Origin of the sequence: Enterococcus sp. 3H8_DIV0648 (assembly GCF_002140655.1) — a bacterium.
In the GTDB taxonomy this organism is placed as follows: domain Bacteria; phylum Bacillota; class Bacilli; order Lactobacillales; family Enterococcaceae; genus Enterococcus_A; species Enterococcus_A hulanensis.
This window is the reverse complement of the sequence record NZ_NGLG01000002.1, coordinates 1,008,617-1,035,200: the sequence shown is the minus strand read 5'-3', so window position 1 is coordinate 1,035,200 and position 26,584 is coordinate 1,008,617. Positions and strand designations below refer to the sequence as shown.

The 26,584-nt window shown below is 39.5% G+C and carries 34 protein-coding genes and 1 pseudogene; 34 read left to right on the top strand and 1 reads right to left on the bottom strand.

Features of this window, described 5'->3' with window-relative positions; genetic code table 11:
* Positions 1-82: 82 nt before the first annotated feature.
* The gene (locus A5875_RS21165; RefSeq protein ID WP_088935544.1) at positions 83-604 is read right to left on the bottom strand and encodes a hypothetical protein; all 522 of its coding nucleotides are present in this window, start codon (positions 602-604) and stop codon (positions 83-85) included.
* Positions 605-993: 389 nt separating this feature from the next.
* Here A5875_RS21165 and terS point away from each other — a divergent pair, with 389 nt between their 5' ends.
* From terS to A5875_RS23885, 34 genes and pseudogenes are all read left to right on the top strand, one after another.
* Positions 994-1,776, top strand: a complete 783-nt coding sequence (terS, locus tag A5875_RS21155) for a phage terminase small subunit (RefSeq protein ID WP_088935542.1) — start codon at positions 994-996, stop codon at positions 1,774-1,776.
* A gap of 5 nt (positions 1,777-1,781) precedes the next feature.
* Positions 1,782-3,071 carry a PBSX family phage terminase large subunit gene (locus tag A5875_RS21150; RefSeq protein ID WP_088935541.1) on the top strand — a complete coding sequence of 430 codons (1,290 nt, stop codon included), beginning with the start codon at positions 1,782-1,784 and terminating at the stop codon, positions 3,069-3,071.
* A gap of 13 nt (positions 3,072-3,084) precedes the next feature.
* Complete coding sequence (locus A5875_RS21145; RefSeq protein ID WP_088935540.1) at positions 3,085-4,521, top strand: phage portal protein; 1,437 nt, start codon at positions 3,085-3,087, stop codon at positions 4,519-4,521.
* Positions 4,493-4,789, top strand: coding sequence for a ribosomal-processing cysteine protease Prp (locus A5875_RS21140; RefSeq protein WP_176244771.1), 297 nt, complete (start codon positions 4,493-4,495; stop codon positions 4,787-4,789). The genes A5875_RS21145 and A5875_RS21140 overlap by 29 nt, the downstream gene beginning before the upstream one ends.
* Positions 4,786-5,034, top strand: coding sequence for a hypothetical protein (locus A5875_RS21135; RefSeq protein ID WP_088935538.1), 249 nt, complete (start codon positions 4,786-4,788; stop codon positions 5,032-5,034). Before A5875_RS21140 ends, A5875_RS21135 begins: the two co-directional genes overlap by 4 nt.
* 11 nt (positions 5,035-5,045) lie before the next feature.
* A pseudogene (locus A5875_RS21130) lies at positions 5,046-6,278 on the top strand (minor capsid protein); the annotation flags it as partial.
* Between the two features lie 454 nt (positions 6,279-6,732).
* The gene (locus A5875_RS21125; protein ID WP_141108373.1) at positions 6,733-6,987 is read left to right on the top strand and encodes a hypothetical protein; all 255 of its coding nucleotides are present in this window, start codon (positions 6,733-6,735) and stop codon (positions 6,985-6,987) included.
* Positions 6,988-7,131: 144 nt separating this feature from the next.
* Complete coding sequence (locus A5875_RS21120) at positions 7,132-7,329, top strand: hypothetical protein (protein WP_088935535.1); 198 nt, start codon at positions 7,132-7,134, stop codon at positions 7,327-7,329.
* A 168-nt stretch (positions 7,330-7,497) separates the two neighbouring features.
* Entirely contained in the window at positions 7,498-8,127 is a 630-nt protein-coding gene (locus A5875_RS21115; RefSeq protein WP_176244770.1) for a DUF4355 domain-containing protein, read from the top strand.
* Positions 8,128-8,145: 18 nt separating this feature from the next.
* A complete protein-coding gene (locus tag A5875_RS21110) occupies positions 8,146-8,430 on the top strand; it encodes a hypothetical protein (RefSeq protein WP_088935533.1) in 285 nt (94 codons plus the stop codon).
* A gap of 20 nt (positions 8,431-8,450) precedes the next feature.
* Positions 8,451-9,473: a major capsid protein gene (locus tag A5875_RS21105; RefSeq protein ID WP_088935532.1), complete on the top strand. Its 1,023-nt coding sequence runs from the start codon at positions 8,451-8,453 to the stop codon at positions 9,471-9,473.
* A gap of 13 nt (positions 9,474-9,486) precedes the next feature.
* Positions 9,487-9,747, top strand: coding sequence for a conjugal transfer protein (locus tag A5875_RS21100; protein ID WP_088935531.1), 261 nt, complete (start codon positions 9,487-9,489; stop codon positions 9,745-9,747).
* Between the two features lie 10 nt (positions 9,748-9,757).
* Positions 9,758-10,090, top strand: a complete 333-nt coding sequence (locus A5875_RS21095; RefSeq protein ID WP_088935530.1) for a phage head-tail connector protein — start codon at positions 9,758-9,760, stop codon at positions 10,088-10,090.
* 11 nt (positions 10,091-10,101) lie between these two features.
* Positions 10,102-10,323, top strand: a complete 222-nt coding sequence (locus A5875_RS23890) for a hypothetical protein (RefSeq protein ID WP_088935529.1) — start codon at positions 10,102-10,104, stop codon at positions 10,321-10,323.
* A 15-nt stretch (positions 10,324-10,338) separates the two neighbouring features.
* Complete coding sequence (locus A5875_RS21085) at positions 10,339-10,674, top strand: hypothetical protein (protein WP_088935528.1); 336 nt, start codon at positions 10,339-10,341, stop codon at positions 10,672-10,674.
* Positions 10,675-10,677: 3 nt separating this feature from the next.
* Positions 10,678-11,223 (top strand): HK97 gp10 family phage protein, encoded by a 546-nt coding sequence (locus A5875_RS21080; protein ID WP_088935527.1) that lies wholly within the window; start codon positions 10,678-10,680, stop codon positions 11,221-11,223.
* A 49-nt stretch (positions 11,224-11,272) separates the two neighbouring features.
* A complete protein-coding gene (locus tag A5875_RS21075) occupies positions 11,273-11,581 on the top strand; it encodes a hypothetical protein (protein WP_242551298.1) in 309 nt (102 codons plus the stop codon).
* Positions 11,582-11,592: 11 nt separating this feature from the next.
* Positions 11,593-12,045, top strand: a complete 453-nt coding sequence (locus A5875_RS21070) for a phage tail tube protein (protein ID WP_088935525.1) — start codon at positions 11,593-11,595, stop codon at positions 12,043-12,045.
* A 64-nt stretch (positions 12,046-12,109) separates the two neighbouring features.
* On the top strand, positions 12,110-12,472 hold the full coding sequence (locus A5875_RS21065; protein ID WP_088935524.1) for a DUF6096 family protein: 363 nt from the start codon (positions 12,110-12,112) through the stop codon (positions 12,470-12,472).
* Positions 12,473-12,507: 35 nt separating this feature from the next.
* On the top strand, positions 12,508-12,879 hold the full coding sequence (locus A5875_RS21060) for a hypothetical protein (protein WP_141108371.1): 372 nt from the start codon (positions 12,508-12,510) through the stop codon (positions 12,877-12,879).
* 3 nt (positions 12,880-12,882) lie between these two features.
* Positions 12,883-17,574: a hypothetical protein gene (locus tag A5875_RS21055; RefSeq protein ID WP_088935522.1), complete on the top strand. Its 4,692-nt coding sequence runs from the start codon at positions 12,883-12,885 to the stop codon at positions 17,572-17,574.
* A gap of 11 nt (positions 17,575-17,585) precedes the next feature.
* Positions 17,586-17,945, top strand: coding sequence for a DUF6711 family protein (locus A5875_RS21050; protein WP_088935521.1), 360 nt, complete (start codon positions 17,586-17,588; stop codon positions 17,943-17,945).
* An 8-nt stretch (positions 17,946-17,953) separates the two neighbouring features.
* Positions 17,954-20,863: a hypothetical protein gene (locus tag A5875_RS21045; protein WP_088935520.1), complete on the top strand. Its 2,910-nt coding sequence runs from the start codon at positions 17,954-17,956 to the stop codon at positions 20,861-20,863.
* A 20-nt stretch (positions 20,864-20,883) separates the two neighbouring features.
* Positions 20,884-21,306 carry a DUF1617 family protein gene (locus A5875_RS21040; RefSeq protein ID WP_088935519.1) on the top strand — a complete coding sequence of 141 codons (423 nt, stop codon included), beginning with the start codon at positions 20,884-20,886 and terminating at the stop codon, positions 21,304-21,306.
* A gap of 35 nt (positions 21,307-21,341) precedes the next feature.
* On the top strand, positions 21,342-21,572 hold the full coding sequence (locus tag A5875_RS21035) for a hypothetical protein (protein ID WP_088935518.1): 231 nt from the start codon (positions 21,342-21,344) through the stop codon (positions 21,570-21,572).
* Positions 21,573-21,586: 14 nt separating this feature from the next.
* A complete protein-coding gene (locus tag A5875_RS21030) occupies positions 21,587-23,281 on the top strand; it encodes a BppU family phage baseplate upper protein (RefSeq protein WP_088935517.1) in 1,695 nt (564 codons plus the stop codon).
* Positions 23,282-23,293: 12 nt separating this feature from the next.
* Entirely contained in the window at positions 23,294-23,614 is a 321-nt protein-coding gene (locus A5875_RS21025) for a hypothetical protein (protein WP_088935516.1), read from the top strand.
* A complete protein-coding gene (locus A5875_RS24225; protein ID WP_254911917.1) occupies positions 23,614-23,727 on the top strand; it encodes a CD1375 family protein in 114 nt (37 codons plus the stop codon). Before A5875_RS21025 ends, A5875_RS24225 begins: the two co-directional genes overlap by 1 nt.
* A 37-nt stretch (positions 23,728-23,764) precedes the next feature.
* The gene (locus tag A5875_RS24220; RefSeq protein WP_254911916.1) at positions 23,765-23,890 is read left to right on the top strand and encodes a CD1375 family protein; all 126 of its coding nucleotides are present in this window, start codon (positions 23,765-23,767) and stop codon (positions 23,888-23,890) included.
* A 151-nt stretch (positions 23,891-24,041) separates the two neighbouring features.
* Positions 24,042-24,425 (top strand): hypothetical protein, encoded by a 384-nt coding sequence (locus A5875_RS21020; protein WP_088935515.1) that lies wholly within the window; start codon positions 24,042-24,044, stop codon positions 24,423-24,425.
* Positions 24,422-24,748 carry a hypothetical protein gene (locus A5875_RS21015; protein WP_088935514.1) on the top strand — a complete coding sequence of 109 codons (327 nt, stop codon included), beginning with the start codon at positions 24,422-24,424 and terminating at the stop codon, positions 24,746-24,748. The genes A5875_RS21020 and A5875_RS21015 overlap by 4 nt, the downstream gene beginning before the upstream one ends.
* A 1-nt stretch (position 24,749) precedes the next feature.
* Positions 24,750-25,049 (top strand): holin, encoded by a 300-nt coding sequence (locus A5875_RS21010; protein WP_088935513.1) that lies wholly within the window; start codon positions 24,750-24,752, stop codon positions 25,047-25,049.
* Positions 25,050-25,063: 14 nt separating this feature from the next.
* Complete coding sequence (locus A5875_RS21005) at positions 25,064-25,909, top strand: C40 family peptidase (protein ID WP_088935512.1); 846 nt, start codon at positions 25,064-25,066, stop codon at positions 25,907-25,909.
* A gap of 488 nt (positions 25,910-26,397) precedes the next feature.
* Positions 26,398-26,584: hypothetical protein (locus A5875_RS23885; protein ID WP_176244769.1), on the top strand; the 187-nt coding region annotated here is incomplete at its 3' end.

Here is a 26,584-nt window from a genome sequence, read left to right as displayed (position 1 = left end):
ATTGTCGATGATCTCAGCCGATCACGTCAATTAATGAAACTTGAAAAGCCATCAAGTAATGGCTTTTCAAGTAGACAGTTCATTAAGGAAGTTCAAATTCAAGACCTTCGGAAGTACCATATGCAAAATTTATTCCCACCTTATATACAACAGGTCCTCCAGAATAGTTTGTTATTCGGAATCCAACATCATGAACTTCGGCAAAAACTGGATATTTAACAAGGCTACTGCTAATATCCGATTTAAACTCAGCAACGCTATCGAACCTGTAAGCTGGAGATACACTATACCCTGGTATTGTTGAAATATATTCATATAAGAAAGCCTCTTTTTCACCTGAACTGGTTTTCATTTTGAAATTAAAATGTATTATACCCGTCCTAGAATAGAAAATACATTTTCGTGTGAAGTCATAGGATTCGCCATTTTCTAAAACAATTTCTTCAATGGCCGGAGTAGCCATGGGAGCAACCCCATCAACTTCACTATAAACACTTGAGCTAGGTTCTTCACTTTTCTCATTATCAGCAGCAGTAACAACACTTGGTAACAATACAGTAACGGACAATAATCCGAGGAGGAACAAACGAAAAATCTTTTTCATCGTAGAACACTCCTTTTCTATTTGATAATTCAACCATAGCATTTTATGTAAAGTAAATATACACATCTAGATGTGTATAAGAGACAGACGTGAAACAGGCAGCTCATTTATTGGGCTGCTTTTTTTATTGGAGGAGCCTATGATTTCAAAAGTTGATTTAGTTTTAAATCATCATCGGTATGCTAAACCCGGAGTTGATTGCGAGGTTGTAGAAGTAGGACGGAAGTACACAACGTTCAAACGTCACGAGAGCCTTAAAGAGAACTCGAAACAGAAGACTCATTTGCGATTCAAAGTTGCTAATTACTTATTACCTATCTACTTTTACGCAGAAGGAGAATTCTGGAACCTATAAAACAAAACACGATGAGCGAGGTGGTGAGCATGCAGTGATAGATTGGCAAAAGATACGCAGTGAATTTGAACAAGAAGATATAACTTTAAAGGCATTAGCTGAAAAATACGGGTTAAGCCCCTCTACTGTCCGAAGCAGAAAAAACAGAGACAGTTGGCAACGCAACGATGGAGAAAACGTTGCAACGCGACGCAACGCGACAGACCAACCAGGAGGGCAAAACAATAATCAAAACGCAAAAGGGAATTCAGGCAATCCTCGTGCTGCTCCACCGCCCGGAAACAAAAACGCAGTATCTACTGGTGAGCACGAAACTATTTTTGCCGATACATTAACGAAAGAAGAAAAGGACCTTTACTCAGAATTGAGCGAAGATCCTTTTTTAGTGATGTCCGAAGAGGTGCGGCTACTAAAGATTCGACAATTGCGAATGATGAAACGAATACAAGCCGCTGAAGATGGATTGTCAGAATCCGAAATGGAGTATTTACAAGAGCTTCGCGGCAGAACCAAAGTTCTTGAGTCTACCAGAAAACAAAAGAACAATCTCGAATTAATCGTGACTGAAATCAAGGAACATAAAATAAGGAAGATAGATGACATCCTTCGAATCGAAGATGCTTTAACAAGAGTCAGCGCTCAGCTTCAAAAAGCAATTAAGCAATTGGAGGAGCTGGCAATCAATCGTAAGCGGCTAGCTTTGATGGAGGCTCAAACAGATCATACGAAAGCACAGACAACAAAAGCCTTGATCAATAAGGACGGCGATGAGCAAGACGGCGGCACAGTCATTAATATCATCGACGATATCGGGTGATCAATATGGCAAAAGTAATTACACAAAAGAACGTAAAATTAACAGACGTGCTTGCTTCATCATTTTATCCATTTCACAAAGCAATAAAGGACGGCTTAAACTCCTCTTATTGGCTAAAAGGCGGACGTGGCTCTACCAAGTCGTCAGCAATCTCTGTGGAGATCATTCTTGGTATGGAAAAAGATTCCAATGCAAATGCCGTGGTACTTCGTAAAGTTGCTGAAACGCTTCGAGAATCAGTGTATGAGCAAATGTTGTGGGCTATTGATATTTTAGGTCTAACTGATGAGTATCATGCATCAGTCAAACCTCTTCGAATTACTAAAATAAAAACAGGTCAACGTATCATCTTCAAAGGTGCAGAGAAGCCTAAGAAGGTAAAAGCTTCTAAGTTCCGTCGTGGTTACGCCAAATTTATTTGGTTTGAAGAAGTTGATGAATTCAATTCGATGGCTGAACTCCGAACGATTATCCAGTCACTGGGTCGTGGTGGTTCTGGGATTAAGATTTTCTATTCATTTAATCCACCGGAATCCAATACCAATTGGACAAACTTGGAAATTCAGTCGCAAAAGATTCGTGATGATGTTTTTGTTCACCACAGCGACTACAGAAACGTTCCTAGCGAATGGCTAGGGGAATTATTCATTCAAGAAGCAGAACACCTTAAACGCGTAAATATTGAGAAATACAAGCATGAGTATTTAGGTGAAGTAACCGGCACTGGTGCTGAAGTATTCAAAAATATTACAGTGAGGAAAATCAGCGATGAAGAAATCTCATCATTCGATAAGATTCATCGAGGGATGGACCATGGTTACGCTGGCGATCCGATGCATTATACAAAGAACCACTATGATTCGACCCGTCGTAAGCTTTACATCTTTGCCGAGGTTCATAAAACAGCACTGTCAAATATTCGTATAGTTGAAGAAATTCAGAAAGTAGATGTGGACGGCGGTGTGATCACTGCAGATAGTGCAGAGCCGAGAACTAATAATGAATTGCGTCAATTAGGTTTGAAGATTACCGGAGCTAAAAAAGGACCAGGAAGCATTGAGCATGGGATTAAATTCCTGCAAGATCTTGAAGAAATAATTATCGATCCTTATCGATGTCCAAACACTAAGCGAGAATTCACTACTTATGAACTTGAACGAGATAAGAATGAAAATCTCAAAGGAGATTATCCTGACAAAAACAACCACTCGATCGATGCTACTAGATATGCATTAGAGGATGTATTTACTAACCGTGTTGCGAAAGTAAAACGTAAACCAAAATACTTAAACTGATAGAGGTGAAAAGATGGCTATTGCAATTGATCGTGAACTAGCTGGTGATATAAACAATCCTAGTTTCGATGTAATCAATTATTGCATTGAGGAACACGAGAAAGAGATTCCTAGATTAGAAATGCTGTTTGATTACTATGAAGGGAACCCACATAAAAAAGGCGAACGACCAACAGACCTACCACATGACCGCGACGAGGTATTTGTTAACAATGCCAAATACGTCACTGACATGATGGTAGGTTTTACTGTAGGTGCGCCAGTTTCTTATACAGCAGCAAAAGAAAATGATATCGAGCCGGTGCTAAATGCGTTAGATGCCATGCGAATTAAAAAGCATGATAAAGAATTAGAAAAAGGTCTGTCAGCGATGGGTGTAGGGTATGAACTGCATTACTTGAGCATTAAGACAGGCACTGTAGACGAGACCATTCCGAAGGTTGCTTGGATTGATCCAAGAGGAATGATGTTAGTTGTTGATGATACTGTCGATCGTAACAAGCTCTTTGCTATCCGGCCTGTTGAGAAACAAAATCTGAAACGTGAAAAATTCTGGGAAGTTCAAGTCTACACATCAAAAGGAATTATCTATTACAAATCAAAAAGTAAAAAACTGTCTGAAGCAGATGCTTTAGGTAAACCAAGCTTCAAAGAACACTTTTATGGCGAAGTTCCTGTCATTGAATTCAGAAACAACGAAGAAAAACAGGGTGACTACGAGCAGCAGCTGTCGCAGATTGATAAGTATAATTTATTGCAGACCGATCGGATACAGGATAAAGAGAATTTCATCAAAGCAATTATGATTTTATACGGGTTCTCATTGCCGGATGACGCGGAAAAAAGTTCAAGTGGTAATGTCATATTGGAAGCTCCATCAAAAGATTTAGGAGCAAATGCTGAGTATGTGACAAATACTTTCCAAGAATCAGAAGTCCAAACATTGGCTGATTCGCTATTGTCTGACTTTCATAAAACGACCTATGTACCGAATCTAAACGATGAGCAGTTCGCGGGAAACATCAGTGGAGAAGCGATGAAATATAAGTTGTTTGGGTTGCTGCTAATCTTAGCTACCAAAATCGGTTACTTAGAGGATGGAATCTTCGAACGTCTTCGATTGATACAGAATATCTTGAATGTGAAAGGTCATAATGTTGATGTCGAAGGAACGGTAATCAAATTCAAACCTAACCTTCCGATCGATCGTAGCAATGTTATTCAGCAGATTAGAGATTCGCAGGAGTTCATTCCACTTCTTATTTCATTAGGTTGGTTGGATGACATTGATGATCCAGCGGAAGTTCTTGAAATGTTGGATGAACAAAAAGAAAAGAATATCGAGCTACAAGCTAAAGTGATGGGCGTTCAAGCAGATGATAGTCACTCAGATTTAGATGGACCACCAGAGGAGGGAGACAATGATCAAAGCAACGTTCAAAAAGAATGATGATTATTTTTCCAGTATTACGATGAATGGTCATGCTCAGTTCTCCGAAAAGGGTACCGATATTGTTTGTGCAGGAGTTTCAGCACTGTTCATCACAATAATCAATGAATTATCTGGTGAAGTGGGAGTCACAAACTCCGAAAACGGACAGACAATTAGTTTCGAACCAACTAGGAAGAACGCGATTCTTCTTACCACGTTATTACACGGTTTGGAGAGTATTGAGATGCAGTATCCAGAAAATGTTTGTGTGGAGGTGATTGAATGAGAGCGAGGAAAAAACCAGTTATTGTCGATGTTATTCCGACAGCAAATAGAAAAATTACTGACATTCTAGAATTCTGTGAAGGAAAAGCTTTTATCAACAAGTATGATCAAGAGATGTACATTGAAACTTTAGAAGGCAGGATGAAAGTTGGCAGAAATGATTTCATCATCAAAGGTGTTAATGGGGAGTTCTATCCATGCAAAGCAGAAATATTCGATAAAACCTATGAAATTGTTTCTGACTAGGAGCTGATTTCATGGCTCAAAAAAAGAACAAGGAAAATCCTTACTGGATAGATCGTGGTGTTAGACAAGAAAAGCGTGTCAATGATGGCGCCCAGAGTGTCGAACAATCGGTCATAAGAGCATATAGGAAAGCCCAATCGTATTTAACAAAGCAGGCGTCGAAGCTCTTTAATCGTGCTAAAAATCGCTCAGGGTTAGACGAAGATGAAGTTAAACAACTTTTAAATCAAACGGTCGGCGTTGATGAACTAGTTGAGTTGAGAAAACTGGCAGCCGATGTTGAAAATCCTGATTTGCAAGCAGCGGCTAAGAAAAGACTCAATGCGCTTGCGTTCAAAGAGCGTATAACTAGAGCTGAAGACTTGAAAGCCAAGTCTTTTTTAGTATCTAAACAAATAGCTGATGTGCAGTTAAATAAGTCTACGGATTTTTATATTGACGTCATTCATGATTCGTACAACGAAGCAACTGCAGAAACAGTAATCCAACAAATTGAGCAAGCCAAATCAGATTCAATTATCAATGTTTGGGATGGACAAAAGTACGATTCCAAAATAGAGAGGTTCAAACAGGCAAAACAACGAAACGTCCCAATCGAGGTATGGAACGATCCAAAGAATCGAAAAGTCACTCATGAGTTTAGGGAGCTTTCAACTAAGTACACTCAAAACATCTTAGACAGCCATTGGCACGGTTCTAACTATTCAAAGCGTATCTGGTCAGATACTGAAGCATTAGCAAAACGTCTTGAAGAACTGTTTACTGTCGAATCAATGACAGGAATGTCCGAGTTTGAAATGGCTAAAGCTATAGCAGCCGAATTTGACCGTTCTATTGGCGTCGCTCAGCGGTTGATTCGAACTGAGGTCAATTACATGTCGAATCAAGCAAAACTCAAGGGATGGCGTGACAGGGGTGTAAAAGAGTACCGTTTGATTGCTGTCTTAGATTTTAGAACATCCAAGATTTGCCAAGGAAAAGACGGAAAGATTTATCTTGTCTCTGAAGCTGTAGTAAACGGCTCTCTTGGCACGTATCCGCCCTTTCATCCTTGGTGTAGAACCATTGCTGTTGCGTTTATTGGAAAGCGTTCGTTGAATGGCAAACGGACTGCTAACGATCCGTTAAGTGGGAAGACAATGACAATAGAGCAACGGGATACTTATGATGATTGGATGAAAAAGCTTAAGGAAAAATATTCTGATGATGAAATCGAGTCTCAAAAGAAAAAAATCATCAATCGAAAGAAAGACACCGCTGATCTCAAACGACTGAAAGATATATTAGGTGAGGATTATAGCCCGAAATCATTGGAAGAGTATCAGGAAACCAAGTATAATGATGATGAGGGTTGGGTAGAACTAAAGAGAACTTATCGTGATGTGAAGTGGATGAAGGAAGCATTCAAAAACTATTCAGCCATTACTGACTCACATGGGATACCTTTTGAAAATAACCCTAAATCAGTATGTGATTGGTATCGAGATGGCGAGCTTTATCGGCGACGTTTTTATGGCAAGAATGGCAAACCGAGACTGGATATTGATTTTACCAATCACAAGCAACCTGATGTCCATCAGATAGTTCCACATACTCACGATTGGAACTATTATTGGAGAAACAAAAAAGAAATACCTGATCACCGACCAGGGCGCAAACCAACGCTAGGTGAACAAATCGTTAATGAATGGAGGTCCAATGATGAATCTAAAAGATCGGATTAAACTTAATCTTGAAGTTCATGGAGAGATCGAGTTTATTTACCACAATAAGAATTACTATATCGGTTGGAATCGTGAAAAAGATGGATATGCCATCTTTAAAGGACCTGGGAAAGAACTCGCTGTATCCCATTCGGAGGATTGGTTAGACGCTTTAGATCAACCGATCTTTAATGGACAATCAATGAACAACGTATTTGATCAATTGGAATTTCAAGCTTTTACAGTTTGAAAATAAGAATTCTCTAATATACCTGAAAAAAATCAACTTCTTTTCATCGTTTGCTATATTGAAATACGATGAAGCAAAACAGTTCAATTAATTACAGCACACACCAATAATTACTTGCTGTTTGTGTATGAGAGGAGTGATGGAATGAAAGATACTAGTAATCCACTTAATCATCTGATGAACTTAGGTTTTTCTAGTACGGGATTGCCTAAAATGAACGGGTGGGAAATTTATCGACACAAATCCAATAAGTTTTTCGTCGGTTTTCACGATAGCTACTCAATCGAAGATGTTGATAGTGCAGTTCGTGAGGGTGATTTACAGTTCAATCGAAATATCTAGCCCATCAGCTGCTTGGGGCTTTACAAATTAAGTGAGCAACTAAAATCGTGTGTGGGTTCAAAACTGAATAACAAACTATTAAGCACTGTGTCTGGGCGTCTTGCGTGGATGGGGTGCTTTTTGTTATGCCCAATTTTGGATGTGCATGGGAAAAGGAGAAGTTCAATTATGAAAGATTTCATTCTAAAAAAATGTGAACAGAAAATGCTACAGCTTGACCTTCAGTTGTTTGCTGATGGGGACGGCGGAGGAGGAGATGGCGGTTCTGGCGATGGTAATGCTGAACCTATTTCATTTGCAAATCAATCGGAACTAGACTCCTTTGTTGATAAGCGAGTAGCAAAATCATTGGAAACAGCTCAATCCAAATGGAAAACTGAGCAACAAGAAGCGATTGAAGCCGCAAAATCAGAAGCAGCTAAGATGGCTCAAATGACAGCTGAAGAGAAAGCTCAGATGGCAGAAAAGAAAAAGCAAGAGGCCGAAGAAGAACGACTAGCGGATATTACGCGTCGAGAATTGCGACTAGAAGCCTTTGAAACTCTAACTGAGAAAAATCTTCCTAAAGAGTTAATTGATGCAGTAGTTTTAACTGATGCTGAGTCATGCAAGAAATCAATTGAAGGTCTTGAAACAGCGTTCAGATCAGCTGTTGAAGCAGGGGTTAATGAACGCTTAGCGGCTTCGGCAAACACGCCGCCAGCGAATTCTAGTAATGGAAAAATCGATTCAATCGGAAGCAAAGCTGCTAAGGCGGCCAATGAAAGAACTGCTCCAAAAACAAATCTTTGGAGCTAAAACAAGGAGGAAAAGATTATGTTCGTAGGAAAGAAAAAAACTGTTGAAGAAATCAACTTTTTAGCGAGTGCTAAATATCAAAACTTTACTGAACAAGCAGATAAAAGCTATAAAGCTGGTGAAGTTTATCCGGCAAATGACGCAACTGCAAAAGGAATCGTGTTTAACGATGTGACTGTTACAGCAGAGACTGGTCCACAACCGTGTGCTGTGATGGTCGAAGGATATGTTTTAGAAGAACGGTTGCCAGCTGCTGTAGATAATGCTGCTAAAGAAGCAATGAAAGAAATCAAATTCAGATAACATTTAAGGGGGAAAAAATTATGCCAGCTATTACTGACTTATTTACTCAAAACGAGGTCTTGAATTATGTTCGAGATCGTGAATACGCACCGTTACTTGGTGAAACACTGTTTCCAGAACGAAAAACACCGTCACTATCATTTGATCAAATCACTGGTGGGAGTCGAATTCCTATTGCTGCATCAGTTCATGATTTCGATACCGAAACTGAAATCGGTTCTCGTGAGGGTAGCAAACGGGAATTGGAACTTTCTTTGATCAAACGTAAGTTGCAATTGAAAGAAAAAGATATCGTCGCATTAGAACATCCTCGTACCCAAGCGGAACAAGATTATTTAGTAGGGCGCGTATACAATGACATCGACAATCTAGTCGCGGGAGTTCGTGCTCGTGTTGAAGCAATGCGCATGGAAATGCTAGCAACTGGTAAAATCACCGTTTCGGAAAACAATTTAAACCTGAATGTTGACTACAATATTCCAGCAGAACATCAAGAAGCTCTAACAGGTACTTCTATGTGGTCTGATGCAAGTTCTGATCCGTTGAAAGACTTGGAACGCTGGATTGATGTGATGGATGCAACACCGACCAAAGCTTTGACATCACGTAAGGTATATCGTGCGTTAGCTTCCCATCCAAAGATCATTGCAGCTATTTTTGGGAGTGCGTCTGGTCGTGTAGTCTCTCAAGGAGACCTTGATGCATTCATGGAAACTCATGGTTACCCAATTGTCAGAACCTATGATGAGAAATATAAGGTTCAAGGTAAGAACGGGAAATACTCTACTAAGAAATACTTCCCTGAAAATCGCTTTGTTATGTTCACAGACGACACTTTGGGTGAAACATTATACGGACCAACTGCAGAAGAAACTCGTTTAACTCGTGACCCTTCTGTTGACACTAGCATCGTTGGGAATGTATTAGCTTGTGTTTATGAAGAAAACCGTGATCCTGTTTCCACTTGGACGAAAGCCGTAGCTACTGCATTACCAAGTTTTGCAGCTGCAGATGAAGTATTCCAAGCACAACCAATTGCCTAGGAGGTAGACGAGTATGTTAAAAGTTAGAGTGAAAGGTTTCCCCGTATTTTATTCGGGGAAACGATACGAACAGGATCAGGAACTTACGATTGAAGAGGCTCATGCAAATGATGAACTGTTTGAACTAGTAGAAGAGCTAGAAGTTAACCCGTTTAAAGGTGTAAAAGAGACAACTTTAAAGAAAGCTCTTACTGAAGCAGAAGTAGTAATTCCGGAAGGTATTGACCGAGAGGGCTTAATCGAATTGGTTAAGGAACATAATTTGACGATTTAGGAGGGATCAGATGAACCCAACAAATCAGAAAGTGATTAAAGAATTAAAAACAGAACTTGCTCGAAAGTTTTCAATTGTCGGCGAAACTGAGTTAGAGGTTTTAGCTGATGATTTAAAAGATGCAGCGATTGATGCTCTTGATTATTGTAATCGGGATGTGATCGTCGAAAATATGTCGTCTGCAATTAAGGACCTGTACATTTTTAGAAGGAATACTGAGGGAAATGAAGGTGAAACCGCCAGAACTGAAGGCGGGGTGTCGCAATCGTTCGAAATCGGTATTCCTAAACGTATTCAGGCAAAGTTAAACCGATACAGATTAGCAAATGTAAAATCATTATAAGGAGTGATCAAATGGCTTACAAAGTTATTCGAACTTTTGCCGATGCTGAGGATGATGGCCGTGTTTATAAAGTTGGACAGGTATATCCTCACAAAGATTCGGAAGTAAATCCATCTAAGGAGCGAATCAAAATATTGAGTTCTGCTAAAAACGATGCAGGGTCTCCATGCATTAAAGACACTAAATCAAAAGCAGAAATCTTAGACGAAATGGCCGCCGATTCTAAAAAATAGAAAGGCGGTTTTTGCATGCGCTTGAGACAAAGAGATTTAAGAACGTGCTATTTAAAAAAACGAATCATCACTAAAGATGAAGAAGGAAATGCATTAAGTGATTTTTCGAAACAGCGATCGACATTTCAAATGAATGTCCAATCGGCCGGAGGAAAGATGGCTGTAGAGTTGTATGGAGAAAGATTACCATACATCAAATCATGCAAGTATCAGGGTGATTTGATTAACGAAGGCGAAAATGAAGGTGACGGTGTTTGTGTTTTCGTTGATAAGGACGCCGATCCCGATTTTAAAATCATTTCTATTCAAGAATTCTCACAACACAAAAATATTATGTTAGAAAGGGTGTAGCTTATGGGTGTTGAATTTAAAGGCTGGGATAGCTTGAAGTCAAAGCTCAAAGCTACTCCTAAAGTGATTGAAGATGCGACCTTTGATGCGACCTTCGATATTGTAGATGAAGTTGTAGCAAGAGCGAGTAGTAAGCTTCAATCATCAATTAAGCACGGTTCTGGTGAGTTAGCCGGTTCAGTCAAACAAGAGGTTGTAATCGACGGATCAGGCAATATTGTTGGACGTGTATGGTCGGACAAGATTCAAGCAATCTTTCGAGAGTTTGGTACAGGTCCTGTTGGTGCTGAATCAACTAAAGACTTGCCGCCTGGCGTGAATCCGACTTACACAACAGAGCGATGGTTTATTCCTGTTCATTTAGTCTCAGTTGACTTAGAAGCTGTGTATGGAATTCCCAAAATCTTAATTAACGGAAATGAATTCTATATGACACGCGGCCAACCTGCAAGACCTTGGCTCTATCCTTCTTTAGAAGAAATAATCGACGATATTCCGAACTACTATATCGATCGAGTAAAGGAAGGATTGAAGAAACTTGGCAAGTAGATACAATATAAAACCCGACTTAGTTGAAGCACTAAAAGGAGTTAGCGAGTTGAAAAAAATCAGCTCCACCACTCCGAAAGAATGGGCTACGTTCCCAGCGGCAGTGTATTCAACTAAAGCGAAGCCTGACAAACAAGATTTATCGATGAACGAAGTGCTAACTCATTGGACTGTCATTATTGAACTTTATGACAGCCGGAGTCCACTGAGTGATTTATCTGAAAAAGTAATTACCGCGATGAGTGAAATAGGATTTAAAAACGAAGAGGCCAATGACGGAAATGTCGATGGCCTTTTTCGTGTGCAATTAAAATTTACTGGCATTGTAAATAATAAAACTCTGCTGGTCACACATTAGGAGGAAGACACATGAAAAACATCAAATTATTTTCTCTAGACTTACAGATGTTTGCTGGAGAACGGGGCCTTTTATCTAAAGGCACAAAATTAGGATATAAAACAACAGGTTCTAGTTTTACGAATGTAGAAGGGTTACAAAGCACACCGGATGTAGGCGGAGATCCAGAGCAGGTCGAAGTTACTGATTTGTCAGATAGCAAGAAGCGCTACATTGCCGGACTACAGGACGTAGATACGTTAGAATTCGGTGTTTTATTTGACGCTGCTGTATTTGGCGCATTGGAAGCCCTACAAGCAAATGATACGAAAGCGGACTGGGAACTAGCTTTTCCCGACGGCTCTAAGTTTACGTTCAAAGGTCAGCCGACTGTTAAAATGGGCGGCGCAGAAGTAAATGGAGCATTAGCCTTCACGTTGTCTATCGTTGTATCTGATGGACCTGATTTCGTGCCAACTGCATAGCAAATGTTATAGGGCTGGGGAAACCTAGTCCTTATTTTTATATTTAACTAGGAGGAAATATTATATGAAACCAGTAACTTTTGAATTCGGATCAAAAACACTTGAATTAAACTTAACAGGACAAGCGACTGTTGATATTGAAAAACAAATCGGTAAATCATTACTCGGAATCATGATGACAAGTAATGGCGGATTTAAGATGCCACGATTAGGCGAGATGTTAATTATCCTACATTCAGCAAACATGAACCACGGAATCAAGATGAAGGACATGCCAGCTCTGTACGACGAGTACATTAGCGGTGGTGGTTCAATGACCAAATTGATGGAAACTATTCAGGATTTAATGGAAAAAGCAGGTTTTTTCGAGAGCGACGAGGACGAACCGGAGGAAGAAGCGGACAAGAAGGACACGAGTCTAGTATAAACTCTTTTTCTTCTCTTTCTGAACTCTTCGTAGCGATGTATGAGCCCGCTGTTGAAGCGGGCATACCTGCCGACAAATATTGGTCAATGACCTTAGAAGAAATCATTGTGCAAGCGACAGCGAACAAAAAGGTCCGTGAACGCGAAATGAAAGAAAAAGCGATCATGGACTATAAACTTGCACGCTTGAATGCTTATTCGTTTAACGATCCTAAAAACACGCCTGCGATTGAAAAAGTCTATGACTTCTTTGAAGATACTCAATCTAATGAAAATCTTGACGGGTCAGTCGCCAACGGAGCGCAAGTTTCAGCGGAAGACAAAAAGTGGATGGCTCAGAAAGCGAACATGATGCAACTTGCTGCGGCAATCAAGCGAACTAACGCCAAGAAAAAGGAAGGGGGATAGCAAATGGAATTAGAAACTCTCGAAATAATTTTTGATGCCAATATCGAAAGAGTAGAGGAAAAGATGGCACCATTCATTTCCTCTATGGAAAAAGCTATGGGGAAGCTATCCTCCATCACAAACAAAGGCACAGAATCGGTTGAAAAAGATTTGTCATCAAATACTGGCTTTGAAAAGATGAATAAAAATCTTGAGAAGTTAACAAGCTCAGTAGAAAAAAACTTTTCGAAGATGGAACAAGCTGCTAGTGACTCGGGGAAAAAAACAGGGTCTGCATTATCCAGCGGCGTATCTAAAGGCGTTTCGAAAATGTCTCAAGATGTCCAATCTCAGATTGATAAAGTGAATATCAAGATGCAACAGGCAAGAGCTGCACAACAAAAGATTTCAAATCTGCAAAGCGACCGGAATGGAGCCGCATGGTCAGGAGATGGTAAAGCAGCTAGCAGAATCGATGAAAAGATTGCTAGCGCTCAAATTCAGATGAATAAAGCACAAGGTGATGCGCAGGCTATTGTGCGGAAAATGAAAGCTGAATATGATGCAATACCATCTTCTATAAAGCGCGGCGAACAACAGATGCAGCAGAACGAAGCACAAATTGAACGAATGAGAACGAAGGTCAAATCGCTTCAAGACTTGATGAAACAACAACAGATTGAGAAGGGCTCATTTGGGAAAAAAGGTTGGCAAACTTCTGGGTATGAAGATACAAAATCTTCTACAAAGACTTCCGGAGAAATCTCTAAACTAGAAACTAGAATGCAGAAGTTGATTGCTGAAAATGACAAATTGATGCAACAGCTTGGCTCTATGGATGATCGTTCGGGGATGCTGAAGAAGGCTTTAGCTGGATTGAATACTGAACTAGGGCAAACAGCTACCAAGTCAGCAATGGCTTCAAATGGGATGAGGAACTTGTCAGGGCAGTCAAAAACTTCACAAGGATTGTTCGGGCGCTTAAAAGGGATGTTTAGCAGCGTTGGTAACACTTTTAAGAGTGGAATAGGTCGTATGGGTTCCATCTTCTCTAATCAATCGAATCAAGTGACAAATGGAACCTCCAGAATGTCGAAAGGCATGAGAGGATTCGGGATGTCTATGAAGATGCTCTGGTCTCAATTGTTCCTCTTCACCTTCTTGTATCAAGGCATCATGACTCTTGTCGGAGGCTTATGGAAAGCATTACAAACAAATACGCAATTTTCTGCATCGTTGAATCAGATCAAGGTTAATTTACTAACTGCTTTTTATCCAATTTACCAGGCGATTCTTCCTGCATTAAACGCTTTGATGTCGGGCTTGGCTAAAGTAACTGGCTATATTGCGGGATTTGTCTCTGCGCTGTTTGGAGTAAAGATCGGAGACGCTTTTAGCGGAGCGCAAGGCTTAATGGATAATGTTCAAGCTATGGAAGACAATTCTTCGGCCGCCGCTGACGTAGATGATGGCTATGATGATATGGCTGAGTCTATTAAACAATCGAACGAACAAATGAAGAAACAACACGCGGCATCCGAGAAAGCGAGAAAAGCAGCTGCGAAATTGAAACAGATGTTGATGGGATTCGACGAAATCAATACTTTAGATTTTGATGATGGTATGGATGATTACGAACCAGAAGAGTTCATACCACAAGAAATACCTGATCGACCTAAATCACCTTCAGGTGGTGGTGGGGCGCCTTGGGCGGATTTCGGAAACGCTACAGTACCAGAGACTCCGAAATGGTTGACTGATTTTGCTAAGAAGTTTAAAGACATCATGTCAAAACTCTTTGATCCAATAAAGAAAGCTTGGGATGCGCAAGGTCAACGTGTCATGGACGCGTTCAAATATTCGCTATCAGAAATAGGCAAGTTGATTGGTGCAATTGGGAAGTCCTTCATGGAAGTATGGACAAATGGTACTGGTCAAAAGTTCGTTGAAAACCTATTGATACTTTTGGGTGATGTGCTATATATCATAGGCGATATCGCCCGAGCCTTCAGGATCGCTTGGGAAGAAAACGGTCGAGGGACAAAATTGATTCAGCAAATCTTTGATGCGTTGAATCAATGGTTAGAGGTGCTACATGATATTGCGGAATCTTTCCGAAATGTTTGGAACAATGGAACAGGAATTGAAGTTGCTCGACAACTAATTGAAATGTACACCAATATTTTCCATTTGCTTGAGACAGTCGGAAAAGCTTTCCAAAACGCTTGGAACGACAATGGACGCGGAACCGCATTGATTCAATCTATTTTCAACGCGCTAATTGAAGTCTTGAAGTTGATCAACTCGATCACTACTGCTTTTGACAAAGCTTTTGCAAGTGGAATAGGCGAAAGCATTTTAGCCAACATCATGGATATTATAAAAAATATCTTTAATACAGTTGGGAATTTAGCGAAGAGTTTCAGAACTGCTTGGGATGAGAATAGTCGAGGACAAAAAATCTTTGAAGGGATCATGAAGATTCTGGATACGATCCTAGGCACGATCAATAGGATGACAGGAGCGACGGCGGAATGGGCGAAAAAGCTTGATTTTAGACCGCTATTAGATTCAATTAACGGATTACTAAAAGCTATTCAGCCGCTGACCAAAAACATTGGAGACGGCTTGGAATGGTTCTATAAGAATGTACTCCTGCCACTCGCTAGCTACACGATTCAGGATCTGATACCCGCCTTCCTGAATGCGTTAAGTGGAGCAGTGACTCTGCTTAGTGGAATAATTGATGGTTTTAAACCGGCCTTCGATTTCCTATGGAACTCAGTATTAAAGCCGATTGCAGAATGGACTGGCGGAATCATTGTTGAAGTGTTGAAAAAAATAGGGGACGCGCTGACTATAGTTGGAAATTGGATTTCTGAACATTCAGAAGGATTTTCGAATTTTGTTCTTATTGTTGGATCATTCGCGACCGCTTTAGGCCTAGTGAATGCAGCAGTATTAATTTGGAATACTGTCGCTGCAATTGCTACGGCAGTATCAAGTGCGTTAGCTGCAGCCATTGCATTTCTGACCAGCCCTATAGGAATAGCCGTAGCTATCATTGGTTCTCTTATTGCGGTAGGAGTGCTTCTTTATAAAAACTGGGATACCATCAAGGAAAAAGCGGGACAACTGGCTAGTTGGATCGGTGAAAAGTGGGAAGGTATAAAAACAGCCACTTCAAATGCATGGGAAAGTGTCAAAAAATGGACTTCTGAGAAATGGGAAGCAGCTAAGAATGCAGTGACTACCAAAGCTAGCGAAATATACAATTCTACCAAAGAAAAGTTTACTGGTGTTGTGAATACGGTAAGCGAAAAAATGTCTAGCGCAGCAACTACGATTCAAACAAAAGCCGGTCAAGCGAAGGACTGGGCAACCACCAAATGGTCTGAGTTGAGGAGCAATACTGCAAGTAAATTCGAAGAAGTGCGAAGTACAGCTAGTTCTAAAATGTCAAGCGCAGCAGAGGCCGTTCGGAGTGGAGCGGAATCTGCTCGGACAAAAGCAGTATCAGCATTTTCTAACTTAAAAGATGGTGTCTCTGGAAAGTTGAATGAAGTAAAAAACACTGCCTCAGACGTATTCGGAAAAATCGGAAGTTGGGCTTCTGAACTACCAGGTAAAATAGCCGATGGATTGAGAAACGGTGTATATGCGATTGGGAATGCAATTAGTGGTATTGCAAATTCTATGGTTCGACCAATTGGTAATGCGGTAAATTCGATCATTGGTGGGATTAACTGGGTGTTAGGTTCAGTTAATGCAGGATGGAGTCTGAACACTTGGGATATTCCATACTACGCAAAAGGCACAAACTATCATCCAGGTGGTCCAGCCTTAGTCAATGATGCGCCTGGTTCTCAGTATCAAGAAATGTTCAAGCTGCCAGATGGTCGAATGGGGATGTTCCCTAAACAAAGAAACATGCTGGTTGATTTACCAAGAGGAGCACAAGTAATGCCTGGTAATATGATTCCTAATTATGCTGGCGGGATATTTGGAACGTTTAAGGACTTCTTTTCGAATGGTTTTGATCGTGCTAAAGGAATTGCTTCAGACGTGTGGAATGTTATCTCTAATCCATCAGCTTTAGTCGAGGAAGCTATGTCAAAATTTGTAAATCTCTCAGGATTAGATAACCCTGCATGGTCAATTGTTGATGGTTTTCTGAGCTATGCAAAAAATGCAGTCGTCAATATGGTCGTTGATATGATCAATAGCTTTACGGGATTTGAAAATGGAGGCTTGATTTCTAAGCATGGTTTCTTTGAAGGTTCTGAAGGTGATAAACCCGAAATGATACTTCCGCTAACGAAACCAGCTAGAGCTTTAGAGCTGATGAACGATGCCTTTGACTTTATGGGAATGGATGGAGTTCCGGAGTTAACGATGCCAGAGGTTTTCCGGCCAACACAACCTTCCTCATTGAGCATTGGAGGAGGTAGTCGAGGCGGATCACTAGAGTCATTCCGTGGTAATGACTTATCAGAATTAGGGAATCAAATGGCTTCTCAGATTGGCAACAAAGTTACTGAGGCAATACTTCAATTAGTCAATATGCTAGGTGCGAGCAACGGTATTGGGTCAGGTGATGAGGATTCTACACTTGAAGTAATCCTGCAAGTAGATAGCACTAGGTTAGGCGAAGTGTCCGTCAAAGGAATTAACAAGTACCATAAAAAAACTGGTCAAATTGAATTAATTATTTAAGGGGTGAGTGTATGAGTTATTTGCAAATCAATGGAGTGACTATCACCACTCCTAAATCTTTTCAGTGGGACTTAATGGACATTGACGGTCAATCAACTAGAACAGCAAGCGGTGAAATGACACGAGATAAGATTACCGAAAAACGAAAGCTAACGATTGAGTGGGGGCCTCTTTCTGATGGAGAGGTCTCAACTATTCTTAATGCTATTTCCCAAACTTTTTTTCAATGTACCTACCCTGATGCTAAAAGTGGCGGGTTAGAAACAAGAACGTTTTATACGGGTGATCGCTCTGCTCCAGCTTTTTCATGGAACCGTGATTTTACAAAAATCAAATGGAATGGCTTAAAAGCCAATTTCGTTGAGAAGTAGGTGGTTGCATGCTAAAAACAACTGATGAGTTCGTTGCGGCGATGCGATCTGATACAAGAAAGATTCATGCAAAAGTCGAGATCAATGGTTCTGTCTATTCGGATGAACAAATAAAAACAATTAGTGGCGATCTAGGCATTTTGTCTGGATCGTCTTTTCAAATTGGATCAACATATAGTAATTCTGTGAAGATTGTTTTTGATCGGATTCTTGAAACTGTTGACTATGATCAGGAAGTAAAAGTATTTCTTGGCGTCGAGGTTGATCGATGGGAAGAACCAAATGAGCAGATCCAATATGTTTCAATGGGGAAATTTTATGTTGATGACTTTTATAGGAACAGGAATAGCATAGAAACTACTGTTGAAGCAACTGACGGTTTTCTTTATATGGAAAAACCCTATGAATCAACTCTTTCATATCCAGCAGAAATCAGGCAGGTTGCTTTAGAAATCTGTAACCAAGCTGGAATTGAGGTTGATGAAACTAATTTCTCTAGATTATCAAACAGAGGGATTAACATGATTGATGGTGCAACATGTAGAGAAGCAATCGGGTTTATCGCACAATTTCATTGTGCCTTTGCACATTTTAATCGCGAAGGAAAAATGGAGATTCGTAATTTGATTACAACTGACTACGAAGTTGTAGATTCAGATTATTTTTTGAAAGGGTTAGAGGTCAGAGAAAAAGCATATAAGACTGATGGAATACAGGTGAAACTTAGACAGAAAGATATGTCCGAGGATAAAACGCTGAGCATTGGAACGACATCTGGAAATATAGTCGAACTAAGTAACCCTGTAATGACTCATCAATTTCTTGAGGATATTTGGCAAAACATTCGATCAATTAGTTTTATTCCTTTCGAAATGGAATGGAAAGGGAATCCTGCATTAGAAGCGGGAGATTGGATTACAATCACTGATACTGAAGAACGACGTTTCCACGTCCCGCAATTGTTGCTGTCATTCGATTACAATGGCGGGTTGAAAATGAAAACTTCTGCTCAGACTACCTCTGGTTCCTCAACCACTTATAAATATCGTGGAAGCATTGATCAGGTCATTCATTTTCTTGAAGAGCAAATTGCGGCTAACGGTGTAAATCGGATTTTCAGAGGGGACACAGAACCATCAAATCCCATAAAAGGAGATATATGGTTTAAACCAAATGGACCGTATGTAGAGATGTGGATTTACGAAGAGGACGAAAGTGGCATTCTGTACTGGGAGTTACAGGTATCAACCGAGCCAAGTAAAGAAATTACAGATTTGATAGATACTGCTCAAAAAGAGGCTGAGAAAGCTATTTCAGATGCAAACAATGCTAGACAGATTGCGGAAGATGCTGTCGAGCGTGCAAATAGTTCTGCACAGGCAGCACTTGATGCAAGAATAATTGCGGAGCAAGGCGTCCAAAACGCAGAGGATGCTCAAAATACGGCTAATTCTGCTGTTGAAGATGCTGCAGAAGCTTTAGCTGGTATTAACGGTATTCATGATGAAATGACTACAGAAATTATACGAGTTGAAGGATTGCTCTCTACAAAGGTAGAGCACTCAGTATTTAATACCTTAGAAGGTACAGTCGCAACGCAGGGAACACAAATAACTCAGAACGAATTAGAGATTGCCAAAAAAGCAACTAAAATTGAAGTAGATACAATATCAGGAAAAGTTGAAAGTCATGAAACACTTATTACACAAAATGCTGATGCAATCAAGCAGAAGGCCACTCAATCCAGTGTAGACACACTTTCTGGAAAAGTGACTAACATAGAAACAGAGGTTACTACAATTGCTGGTCAATTCTCGGTAATTAATTCCAAAGTAGAAGGTCATTCGATTCAGATTGGAACTCTGGAAAGTAGTTATGATGGTCTGAACAGTACAGTAGCCACTTTACAAGAAGATGTATTGGGGAAAGTAGATACAATTGCTTTTTCTAATCTAAGCCAAAAGGTAGATAGCCTCCAACTTACAGTTGCGGACAAGGCAGATAAATCACAAGTCACTCTTTTATCTGATCAAATCTCGCTTGTTACTAGTGATGTTGAAGGAAATAAAGGAGCAATCCACATTTTACAGGACGATATTAACCTATCTGTAAAAAAAGGAGATGTCATTAATCAAATAAATATTAGTGACGAGTCTATCCTGATCGCCGCGAATAAAATCAGAATAACTGGGCAGACGTATATTGAAAATGCAGCAATAAAAAGCGCGGCTATCGAAAGCGTTATTGCTGATAAGATTAATACAGGTATTTTAAATGCAGCGAATGTGAATATTATCAACCTTAATGTAGATAAGCTTGTTGGGAATTTATCATCGTTTGTTCAAACCAATTGGAATGGGTTATCTAACAATGTGAAAATCACTAGTGAAGGGCTAGTATCAAATCGATCAGACGGATCTATATCTGCAAAGTATCTTTCGGATGGTATTCAAATATGGGGATCGGGAAAATGGGCTGGCTCACTTTCATGGGCAAGCGGTCCAACTGTGGTTCTTTGGGCTAAGAAAGGCCACACGCTATCACTAGGCTATCAAGGAAGTAGCACAGCAGATAATGTTTATCTCAAGGCTCTAGATATAAATGGCGATACTGGAGTTATTAAAACTTATAGTGATATTGATATGAATGGAAAAGCATTAGTGGGAACCAAATATTTTGATGGTAATACCTATTTTAATGGTACTGGTGTGATTACAGTAACCTCTGCCCGACAGTTTGGAAATAACTATTTTGTTCGCTCCGGAGGCAATCGTGTCATGGAGCTAGTAGACACTTCATTTAGCGGAGGGGCAACAGGAGTTGGTTGGCAAACTTATAATGGAGCAGCAGGAATTATGTTTGCAAGTGATGGTAATGTTTTAGTGAAACGAAAATGGGGAACTTGGACAGTTTTATAGTCATAAAAAAGGAGAAAGCAATGCAAATAATTTTGAAAAACAAAGAACTCTCTTCAGCCATTAACTTTTTACAATCAATTAGTTTAAAAGCGGCTGACAGTCGCCATCGATCAAAATTAGTGAGCTTATTAGTAAAAGCTTATGAAGAATTTTCTCATTATGAAAAGAAATTGATGGATGAATTTGAACTGTTAGACGAAAATGGAAAACTTATTGATGAATCTAAGCGGGTAGCAGAGAAGGTTGTTGCCTTCAACAAGGAGCAGTTTGCGTTGTCTGAAGAAGAAATATTCATCGAAGATGGTATGTTCATTAAAAACCTTGCTGAAATTCCACGAATTTTAAGCGAGTATGACGGTGAGTTATCAGGTCAAGATGCGGAAATTTACGATCGCTTGCTTGATGAATTTGAGAAAAATGATACAGAGAAAGTTGCTGAATAAACGGCTTTCTCAATTTTTGAAGGAGGAAAAAGAAAATGTTAGAAACAAAACAATCTATTTCCCTTACAGGGGAGTCTGTAGTAGAAGGGCAACGTGTGATCTATATGAATGCTAATATCAGCGAAGATCAAGAAGGTTCAGCTAGTATCTCTCAACAAATCAGTAGCCGTCAACTGTACAACGAACATAAGGATGAGTGTCGAAAAGATATAGACGCATTTACAAAAAAAGTTCGTGAGATTGAAGACAGTCTTGCAACCGAATAGGGAGGGGCGAGGTAATGGCAGATTTACATTATCAGGAATTCTATCTTGATATTGACAAAGCAGCTTCCAAAAATTTAAATCAAATTGTTACGGGTCGGTTAGGTGACAACATGCTTACCGGCCTTATTGTTAATGTTTTAGAGAATGATAAACCGTTTGATTTAACAGATTACTCAATACGATTCGAGGGAACGACTAGTGCTTCTACGGTCGTTGTAGATGCTGATAACGTAGAGATTAAATCGCTCAAGGATGGAAAATTCAAATATACTTTTTCAAATCAGGTATTCTCTGTTTTAGATCAGTATCAGCTAGCTTACTTCGCCTTTGAGAAAAACTCGACCAGAGCTACTACAGAGAACTTTGTTATAAATGTCATACAAGACGTGGATATTACCTGGGAAGAAGCAGAATCTTATATTTCAATTTTGAACGCTCTAATTCGCAAATTCAACACTGAGTTTGAGGACTCGCAGCGCGTTAAAGCTCAAACATTTGAAGAATTTTTGAAAAATAAAGAAACCCAATATCAAACGCTATCAGATACCGCAAAAAAACTAGGCATTGATTTAGCAGTAATCCAAACGTCTGTGACTCAGTTGGAAAAAGATACATCAGCTCTGGACACAAAAGTAAAATCTCTTGATAAGCAAGTTGGCAATTTGAAAACAACCAGTGAGGCAGTTGATACTGCATTTAAGTCTACGAAGCAAAAGGTAGAAAATTTAGATGTAGCTGTAAAAGGTTTAGAAGAGAAAACAGGAACGTTAAAAACCGATACAGCCGATTTGGACAGTAAAGTTTCTACACTAAAAACTGATACGTCTACCTTAGAGCAGAAATCTGAGAATCTAAAACAATCTCAAATAGATCTATCCAATCAGTTAATTGAGACTAATGAAAAGGTTGACGCTGCTGATGTTTATCGAAAAAGTGAGACGATGAACAGCGAGGAAATTTCCGCTAACGTGATCAATATGATAATTGGAAAAGAAAGGACTCAGATTACTTATAGAATTGATTTAAAAAATAAAAGTGCTGGAAGTTTTGTTGGAAATCCTAATTACGCAAGTTTCTTAGCAAACTCAAATCTGTTACAACCTAGTCAGTTCGTCCCTGATAGCTATGTCGATTATCCTAAGTTATATGCATTGGACGATGCTGTTCTGCATGTAAGTAACGCACAACAGACTAAAATAGGGCAAGTGGTTTTAGCATATAACGTTTTTGAAGTTTTAAAAAATGAATTGGGGGACCAGTTCTTTAATGACCGCGGCGCAGTCACAGATGAAGATAAGTTTTCAATAATACAAAATGGATTGATAGTAAAAATTCAGGATAGCATTTGGGGTTATGGACGCGGTCCGTCAGGTAATAAATTGGTTGCAAAACGATATCAACCCGGTAATTGGGAATCAGGAACGCCGCATCATACCTCCGAAACGATTCAGAAAATAGTCATGAACGAGACTGATTGGTGGTTAAAAAACAGAATTCAATCAAATGGGTTTGCCTATACTTTAGCTTATGCGGAAGCTTCTGATGGAGTGGCGGGTTCCTCAGTATATCTTGATTATGCTTGTTTAGATATTACTATAGAAATTTCGGCTCACGAACACTTTGAGTTGATGATCGCGCAGTATAACGTACCTTTTTTAGAGCAATTAAATGACTTAGCTGATCGGATCTCAGCATTAGAAAGTAAATAGGAGGAATGGCAAATGGAAGGATTCAAAAAAGTATTTGATACACGGTTTTTGAAAGATTTAGAACCGATGTTTTGGCCAATAGAGAAAGCTGTCATGCATCCGCACACCGAAATTGAGCCACCGACCGGAGACGGCATTCAAATCACAGGTTTTGATTTCAACATAAACGAATGGCAGTTCATTAAGGCGGCCACACCGGAGGATGTTGAAAATCAAGATATGCAATTAACTGATGCATTTATGGCAATTGCAGAACTTTACGAGTTAGGTCTTGATTACGAGATGCGAATTGCTGAACTTGAAGCGAAATTAGCTGAACAGGAGGCTGAGTAATGATTAGTGTCTATGTAAATCTTATAAAAAAAGGATTGAAATCAATTGACGAAGTGCCTGAAAAAATTAAAGAAGAAGTACAAGCAATCTTGTCTGCAGATGTTGCGGACTAAGATTGCTTTTTATTTACTCAAGAAGGAGGTGGAGGAAATGGCAGTTGTATACGCGACATTAATCATCAAAGGTAAGAAAACGATTAATGATGTGCCAGCGACAATCCGTGACCAAGTGAAAGAAATTTTGCTTGATATGGATTTACCTGAATTAGCAGAATAAACTCTAAGGTGTGGCTGGGCACACCTTATTATTTTGAAAGCAGGGTCATTATGAAACTTGAAAAACACAACGTTTGGAGAGCGCTTCTTGTCGGATGCGCTCTCTTTTGGTTTGGTGTAATTTATTTAATTTTTTGGTAAGTAGGTGGAGCATGAAGAATAGAACAATTTCGCTTTTGCTTGGAATAGTATCCCTTTTTTATTGGTTGTGTGCGTGGAATGTACCGACATTTCAACTAGTCGACTCCAGAGGTCGCCCGTTAGGCGGATTAGGAGTTTTACTTTCAATCTTTAATGAGCAGTATTTCATAGCATTGACAATAACCGTTTCATTAGCTTTTCTAGTCGCTTTTCTATTAAAAAAATCGTTTTTAGCACAATTAACAGCTGCTATCTCATTAGGTTTATGGATCATGTTAGCAACAGCGTACGCTATCTACAGTGTGTATCAGCACTCTATTTCGCCCAATCTTGTGCTGATCATCGGCTACTGTTGTGTGACATGGATTGAATTGAAAAGGGCGTGGCCCTTATGAAACAGGAATGGGCAACAATTATCATTGCGGCTTTTGGTAGTTTGGGTGCGGTCACTGGACTGGTTACCGTGTTTTTAAATCGAAATAATTCGAAAGATGAGCGGGCATTTACCACAGTAGAAGCCACAGTAGGCCGTTTAGAAAAGACTGTTAAAGAGCTTCAAAAAGAGGTAAACAAGTTAAAAGGCGAACTGGAAAATAAGAACGAGTTAATTCTTGAACTAAGAAAGCAAAATACTTTTTTGGAATTGCAAATAGCAGATAAAAAAGAAGAAGTAGATGATTTGAGAGAGGAAATTAAACTTCTCAAGGGAGGAACATAAAATGAACGAAATCTTAGCAGCATCAACAATTATTGTTTCAATAGTTTTAGCAGTATCATCATTGATTAAAACGCAGATTACAAACGCCAGGAGACTGCCGGTGATCAACGTGATCATCGGTGTGTTTATCGGCGGCGCATACGCTATATCATTTAATCCTAACGAACTATCAATCTTTATCTGGGCTGGTTTTTTAGCAGGTCTTGCAGCTGGGGGCTTTTACGATTTGGGTAAAGGAATTCTAATTGATCAGAAAAAAGATGATGTCGATCCAGACGATCAAGAAAACAATGTCAGATGAGAGGATGATTCAATATGACTGTTACTGCAATGTTGAGTTATGGAGATTCTAAAAAAGGAAAGCTCACATATTCTATGAGTAAACGCGGACAGCCGGGGTATGAGGACTGTTCATCTTTTATTTATCGTGCGATGATGGCCGCAGGATTTTTACCAGCTAATTCGGGTCTAGGTAATACAGAAACACTTTTCAAATTAAAAGGATCTGTTTTGAAAGAAATTTCAAAAGAACAGATCACAAAAGGGTGTCTGTTCATTGCAGGCTGGGAAGGGGCAAGTGCGGGATCGGCTGGTCACACAGGATATTTCGAAACGAATTGGACAGGTAGCTTGGACACGATGCGGATTTGTCACTGTAGCTATAGTTTTGGAAGTAGAAATGTTGTTTCCACAAAAGCAAAAGGCTACATGGGAGATTATAGCGGATTACCTGTGAGGTATTTCAAAATAATCGCAGCTGCCAGTCCAGGGGATGTATCAGGAAATGATCATGCTCAGATGGTTCAACTTACTGTTGATCGTATGTGGGGACCAGCAGTTACTCTTCGGCTGCAGGAATACTGCGGTATGTCAGCCCGCGATGGCGTTATCAGTCATCAATACAGAGAAAAATGTAATCAATACATTTACTCTGCAAATTTTGATTTAACATTAATCGGCTCACAATTGATCAAAGAAATGCAGCGTCGATTGAAAGCAAAAAACTTCTATTCCGGAGAACTTGACGGTTTATGCGGCACTGAGACGATTAAGGCCTTGCAACGAGCCTTCAAAACTACTGTTGATGGAATTATCAGTAGTAAGAGTGAATTGGTTGCAGCAATGCAAATTGCCCTTAATAACAATAAGTTACCATTCTAAAAAAGAGCCCTCTACATCGTAGGGGGCTTAACTTAATGAAAGGATACTTACATATAGTAATAAGAAATCAATCATTATCCAAACATCAAACTCATTATCAACAGAAACTTCGAATATCCCTTCATCATGCATTTCCTCTAAAAAATGCACTTTCTCTTGTTCAACATTTTACAGTTATAAAAATTTAGTTAAATAACAATTCTGCCTATGCAAATTTTTTTAATTTTATCAGTTTTCTTACCAGTTTCATTGTATAAGTAAAAACAATGATTTAAACTAATTGGTAGACAATCGGCGTTAAATCAATTTTAACGATAGTTATTGAAGGCTAATTAAATCGGAGGATTAATCCCACACATTCCCGCCAATTGAACTAATATGTCTGACAAACACTGATTTGCCGCCAATCTCAGCAGTGTTTGCCGGACTTTTTTATGTAGAGGGTTTAGTATAATAGTGGTTATATTAAAAAGGGAGGAGAGTAATTTATGGTAATCGACAACAAAGAATTAGAAACTTTAGAAAGGGTTATGCAGTTTGAAAGCAAAGATAACGAAAAAGGATTGAAAATGTACCTAAAAACATTGTCACTTGAGGAGGTCAAAAAAATCCAACTTGTTATGTATATCGGACGAGGATATATTGATGGCTCAATTAGCGATGATAATATAAAGG

What these genes read in the sequence shown, in the direction of transcription:
- A5875_RS21150 (WP_088935541.1), top strand. Translation starts at nt 1,782, where the DNA reads ATGGCAAAAGTAATTACACAAAAGAACGTAAAATTAACAGACGTGCTT.
- A5875_RS21080 (WP_088935527.1), top strand. Translation starts at nt 10,678, where the DNA reads ATGGGTGTTGAATTTAAAGGCTGGGATAGCTTGAAGTCAAAGCTCAAA.
- A5875_RS21065 (WP_088935524.1), top strand. Translation starts at nt 12,110, where the DNA reads ATGAAACCAGTAACTTTTGAATTCGGATCAAAAACACTTGAATTAAAC.
- A5875_RS21100 (WP_088935531.1), top strand. Translation starts at nt 9,487, where the DNA reads ATGTTAAAAGTTAGAGTGAAAGGTTTCCCCGTATTTTATTCGGGGAAA.
- A5875_RS21120 (WP_088935535.1), top strand. Translation starts at nt 7,132, where the DNA reads ATGAAAGATACTAGTAATCCACTTAATCATCTGATGAACTTAGGTTTT.
- A5875_RS21105 (WP_088935532.1), top strand. Translation starts at nt 8,451, where the DNA reads ATGCCAGCTATTACTGACTTATTTACTCAAAACGAGGTCTTGAATTAT.
- A5875_RS21005 (WP_088935512.1), top strand. Translation starts at nt 25,064, where the DNA reads ATGACTGTTACTGCAATGTTGAGTTATGGAGATTCTAAAAAAGGAAAG.
- A5875_RS21045 (WP_088935520.1), top strand. Translation starts at nt 17,954, where the DNA reads ATGCTAAAAACAACTGATGAGTTCGTTGCGGCGATGCGATCTGATACA.
- A5875_RS21055 (WP_088935522.1), top strand. Translation starts at nt 12,883, where the DNA reads ATGGAATTAGAAACTCTCGAAATAATTTTTGATGCCAATATCGAAAGA.
- A5875_RS21060 (WP_141108371.1), top strand. Translation starts at nt 12,508, where the DNA reads ATGTATGAGCCCGCTGTTGAAGCGGGCATACCTGCCGACAAATATTGG.
- A5875_RS21010 (WP_088935513.1), top strand. Translation starts at nt 24,750, where the DNA reads ATGAACGAAATCTTAGCAGCATCAACAATTATTGTTTCAATAGTTTTA.
- A5875_RS23890 (WP_088935529.1), top strand. Translation starts at nt 10,102, where the DNA reads ATGGCTTACAAAGTTATTCGAACTTTTGCCGATGCTGAGGATGATGGC.
- A5875_RS21110 (WP_088935533.1), top strand. Translation starts at nt 8,146, where the DNA reads ATGTTCGTAGGAAAGAAAAAAACTGTTGAAGAAATCAACTTTTTAGCG.
- A5875_RS24220 (WP_254911916.1), top strand. Translation starts at nt 23,765, where the DNA reads ATGGCAGTTGTATACGCGACATTAATCATCAAAGGTAAGAAAACGATT.
- A5875_RS21070 (WP_088935525.1), top strand. Translation starts at nt 11,593, where the DNA reads ATGAAAAACATCAAATTATTTTCTCTAGACTTACAGATGTTTGCTGGA.
- A5875_RS21050 (WP_088935521.1), top strand. Translation starts at nt 17,586, where the DNA reads ATGAGTTATTTGCAAATCAATGGAGTGACTATCACCACTCCTAAATCT.
- A5875_RS21040 (WP_088935519.1), top strand. Translation starts at nt 20,884, where the DNA reads ATGCAAATAATTTTGAAAAACAAAGAACTCTCTTCAGCCATTAACTTT.
- A5875_RS21140 (WP_176244771.1), top strand. Translation starts at nt 4,493, where the DNA reads ATGATCAAAGCAACGTTCAAAAAGAATGATGATTATTTTTCCAGTATT.
- A5875_RS21125 (WP_141108373.1), top strand. Translation starts at nt 6,733, where the DNA reads ATGATGAATCTAAAAGATCGGATTAAACTTAATCTTGAAGTTCATGGA.
- A5875_RS21035 (WP_088935518.1), top strand. Translation starts at nt 21,342, where the DNA reads ATGTTAGAAACAAAACAATCTATTTCCCTTACAGGGGAGTCTGTAGTA.
- A5875_RS21015 (WP_088935514.1), top strand. Translation starts at nt 24,422, where the DNA reads ATGAAACAGGAATGGGCAACAATTATCATTGCGGCTTTTGGTAGTTTG.
- A5875_RS21030 (WP_088935517.1), top strand. Translation starts at nt 21,587, where the DNA reads ATGGCAGATTTACATTATCAGGAATTCTATCTTGATATTGACAAAGCA.
- A5875_RS21025 (WP_088935516.1), top strand. Translation starts at nt 23,294, where the DNA reads ATGGAAGGATTCAAAAAAGTATTTGATACACGGTTTTTGAAAGATTTA.
- A5875_RS21020 (WP_088935515.1), top strand. Translation starts at nt 24,042, where the DNA reads ATGAAGAATAGAACAATTTCGCTTTTGCTTGGAATAGTATCCCTTTTT.
- A5875_RS21085 (WP_088935528.1), top strand. Translation starts at nt 10,339, where the DNA reads ATGCGCTTGAGACAAAGAGATTTAAGAACGTGCTATTTAAAAAAACGA.
- A5875_RS21135 (WP_088935538.1), top strand. Translation starts at nt 4,786, where the DNA reads ATGAGAGCGAGGAAAAAACCAGTTATTGTCGATGTTATTCCGACAGCA.
- A5875_RS21095 (WP_088935530.1), top strand. Translation starts at nt 9,758, where the DNA reads ATGAACCCAACAAATCAGAAAGTGATTAAAGAATTAAAAACAGAACTT.
- A5875_RS21115 (WP_176244770.1), top strand. Translation starts at nt 7,498, where the DNA reads ATGAAAGATTTCATTCTAAAAAAATGTGAACAGAAAATGCTACAGCTT.
- A5875_RS21165 (WP_088935544.1), bottom strand. Translation starts at nt 604, where the DNA reads ATGAAAAAGATTTTTCGTTTGTTCCTCCTCGGATTATTGTCCGTTACT.
- A5875_RS24225 (WP_254911917.1), top strand. Translation starts at nt 23,614, where the DNA reads ATGATTAGTGTCTATGTAAATCTTATAAAAAAAGGATTGAAATCAATT.
- A5875_RS21145 (WP_088935540.1), top strand. Translation starts at nt 3,085, where the DNA reads ATGGCTATTGCAATTGATCGTGAACTAGCTGGTGATATAAACAATCCT.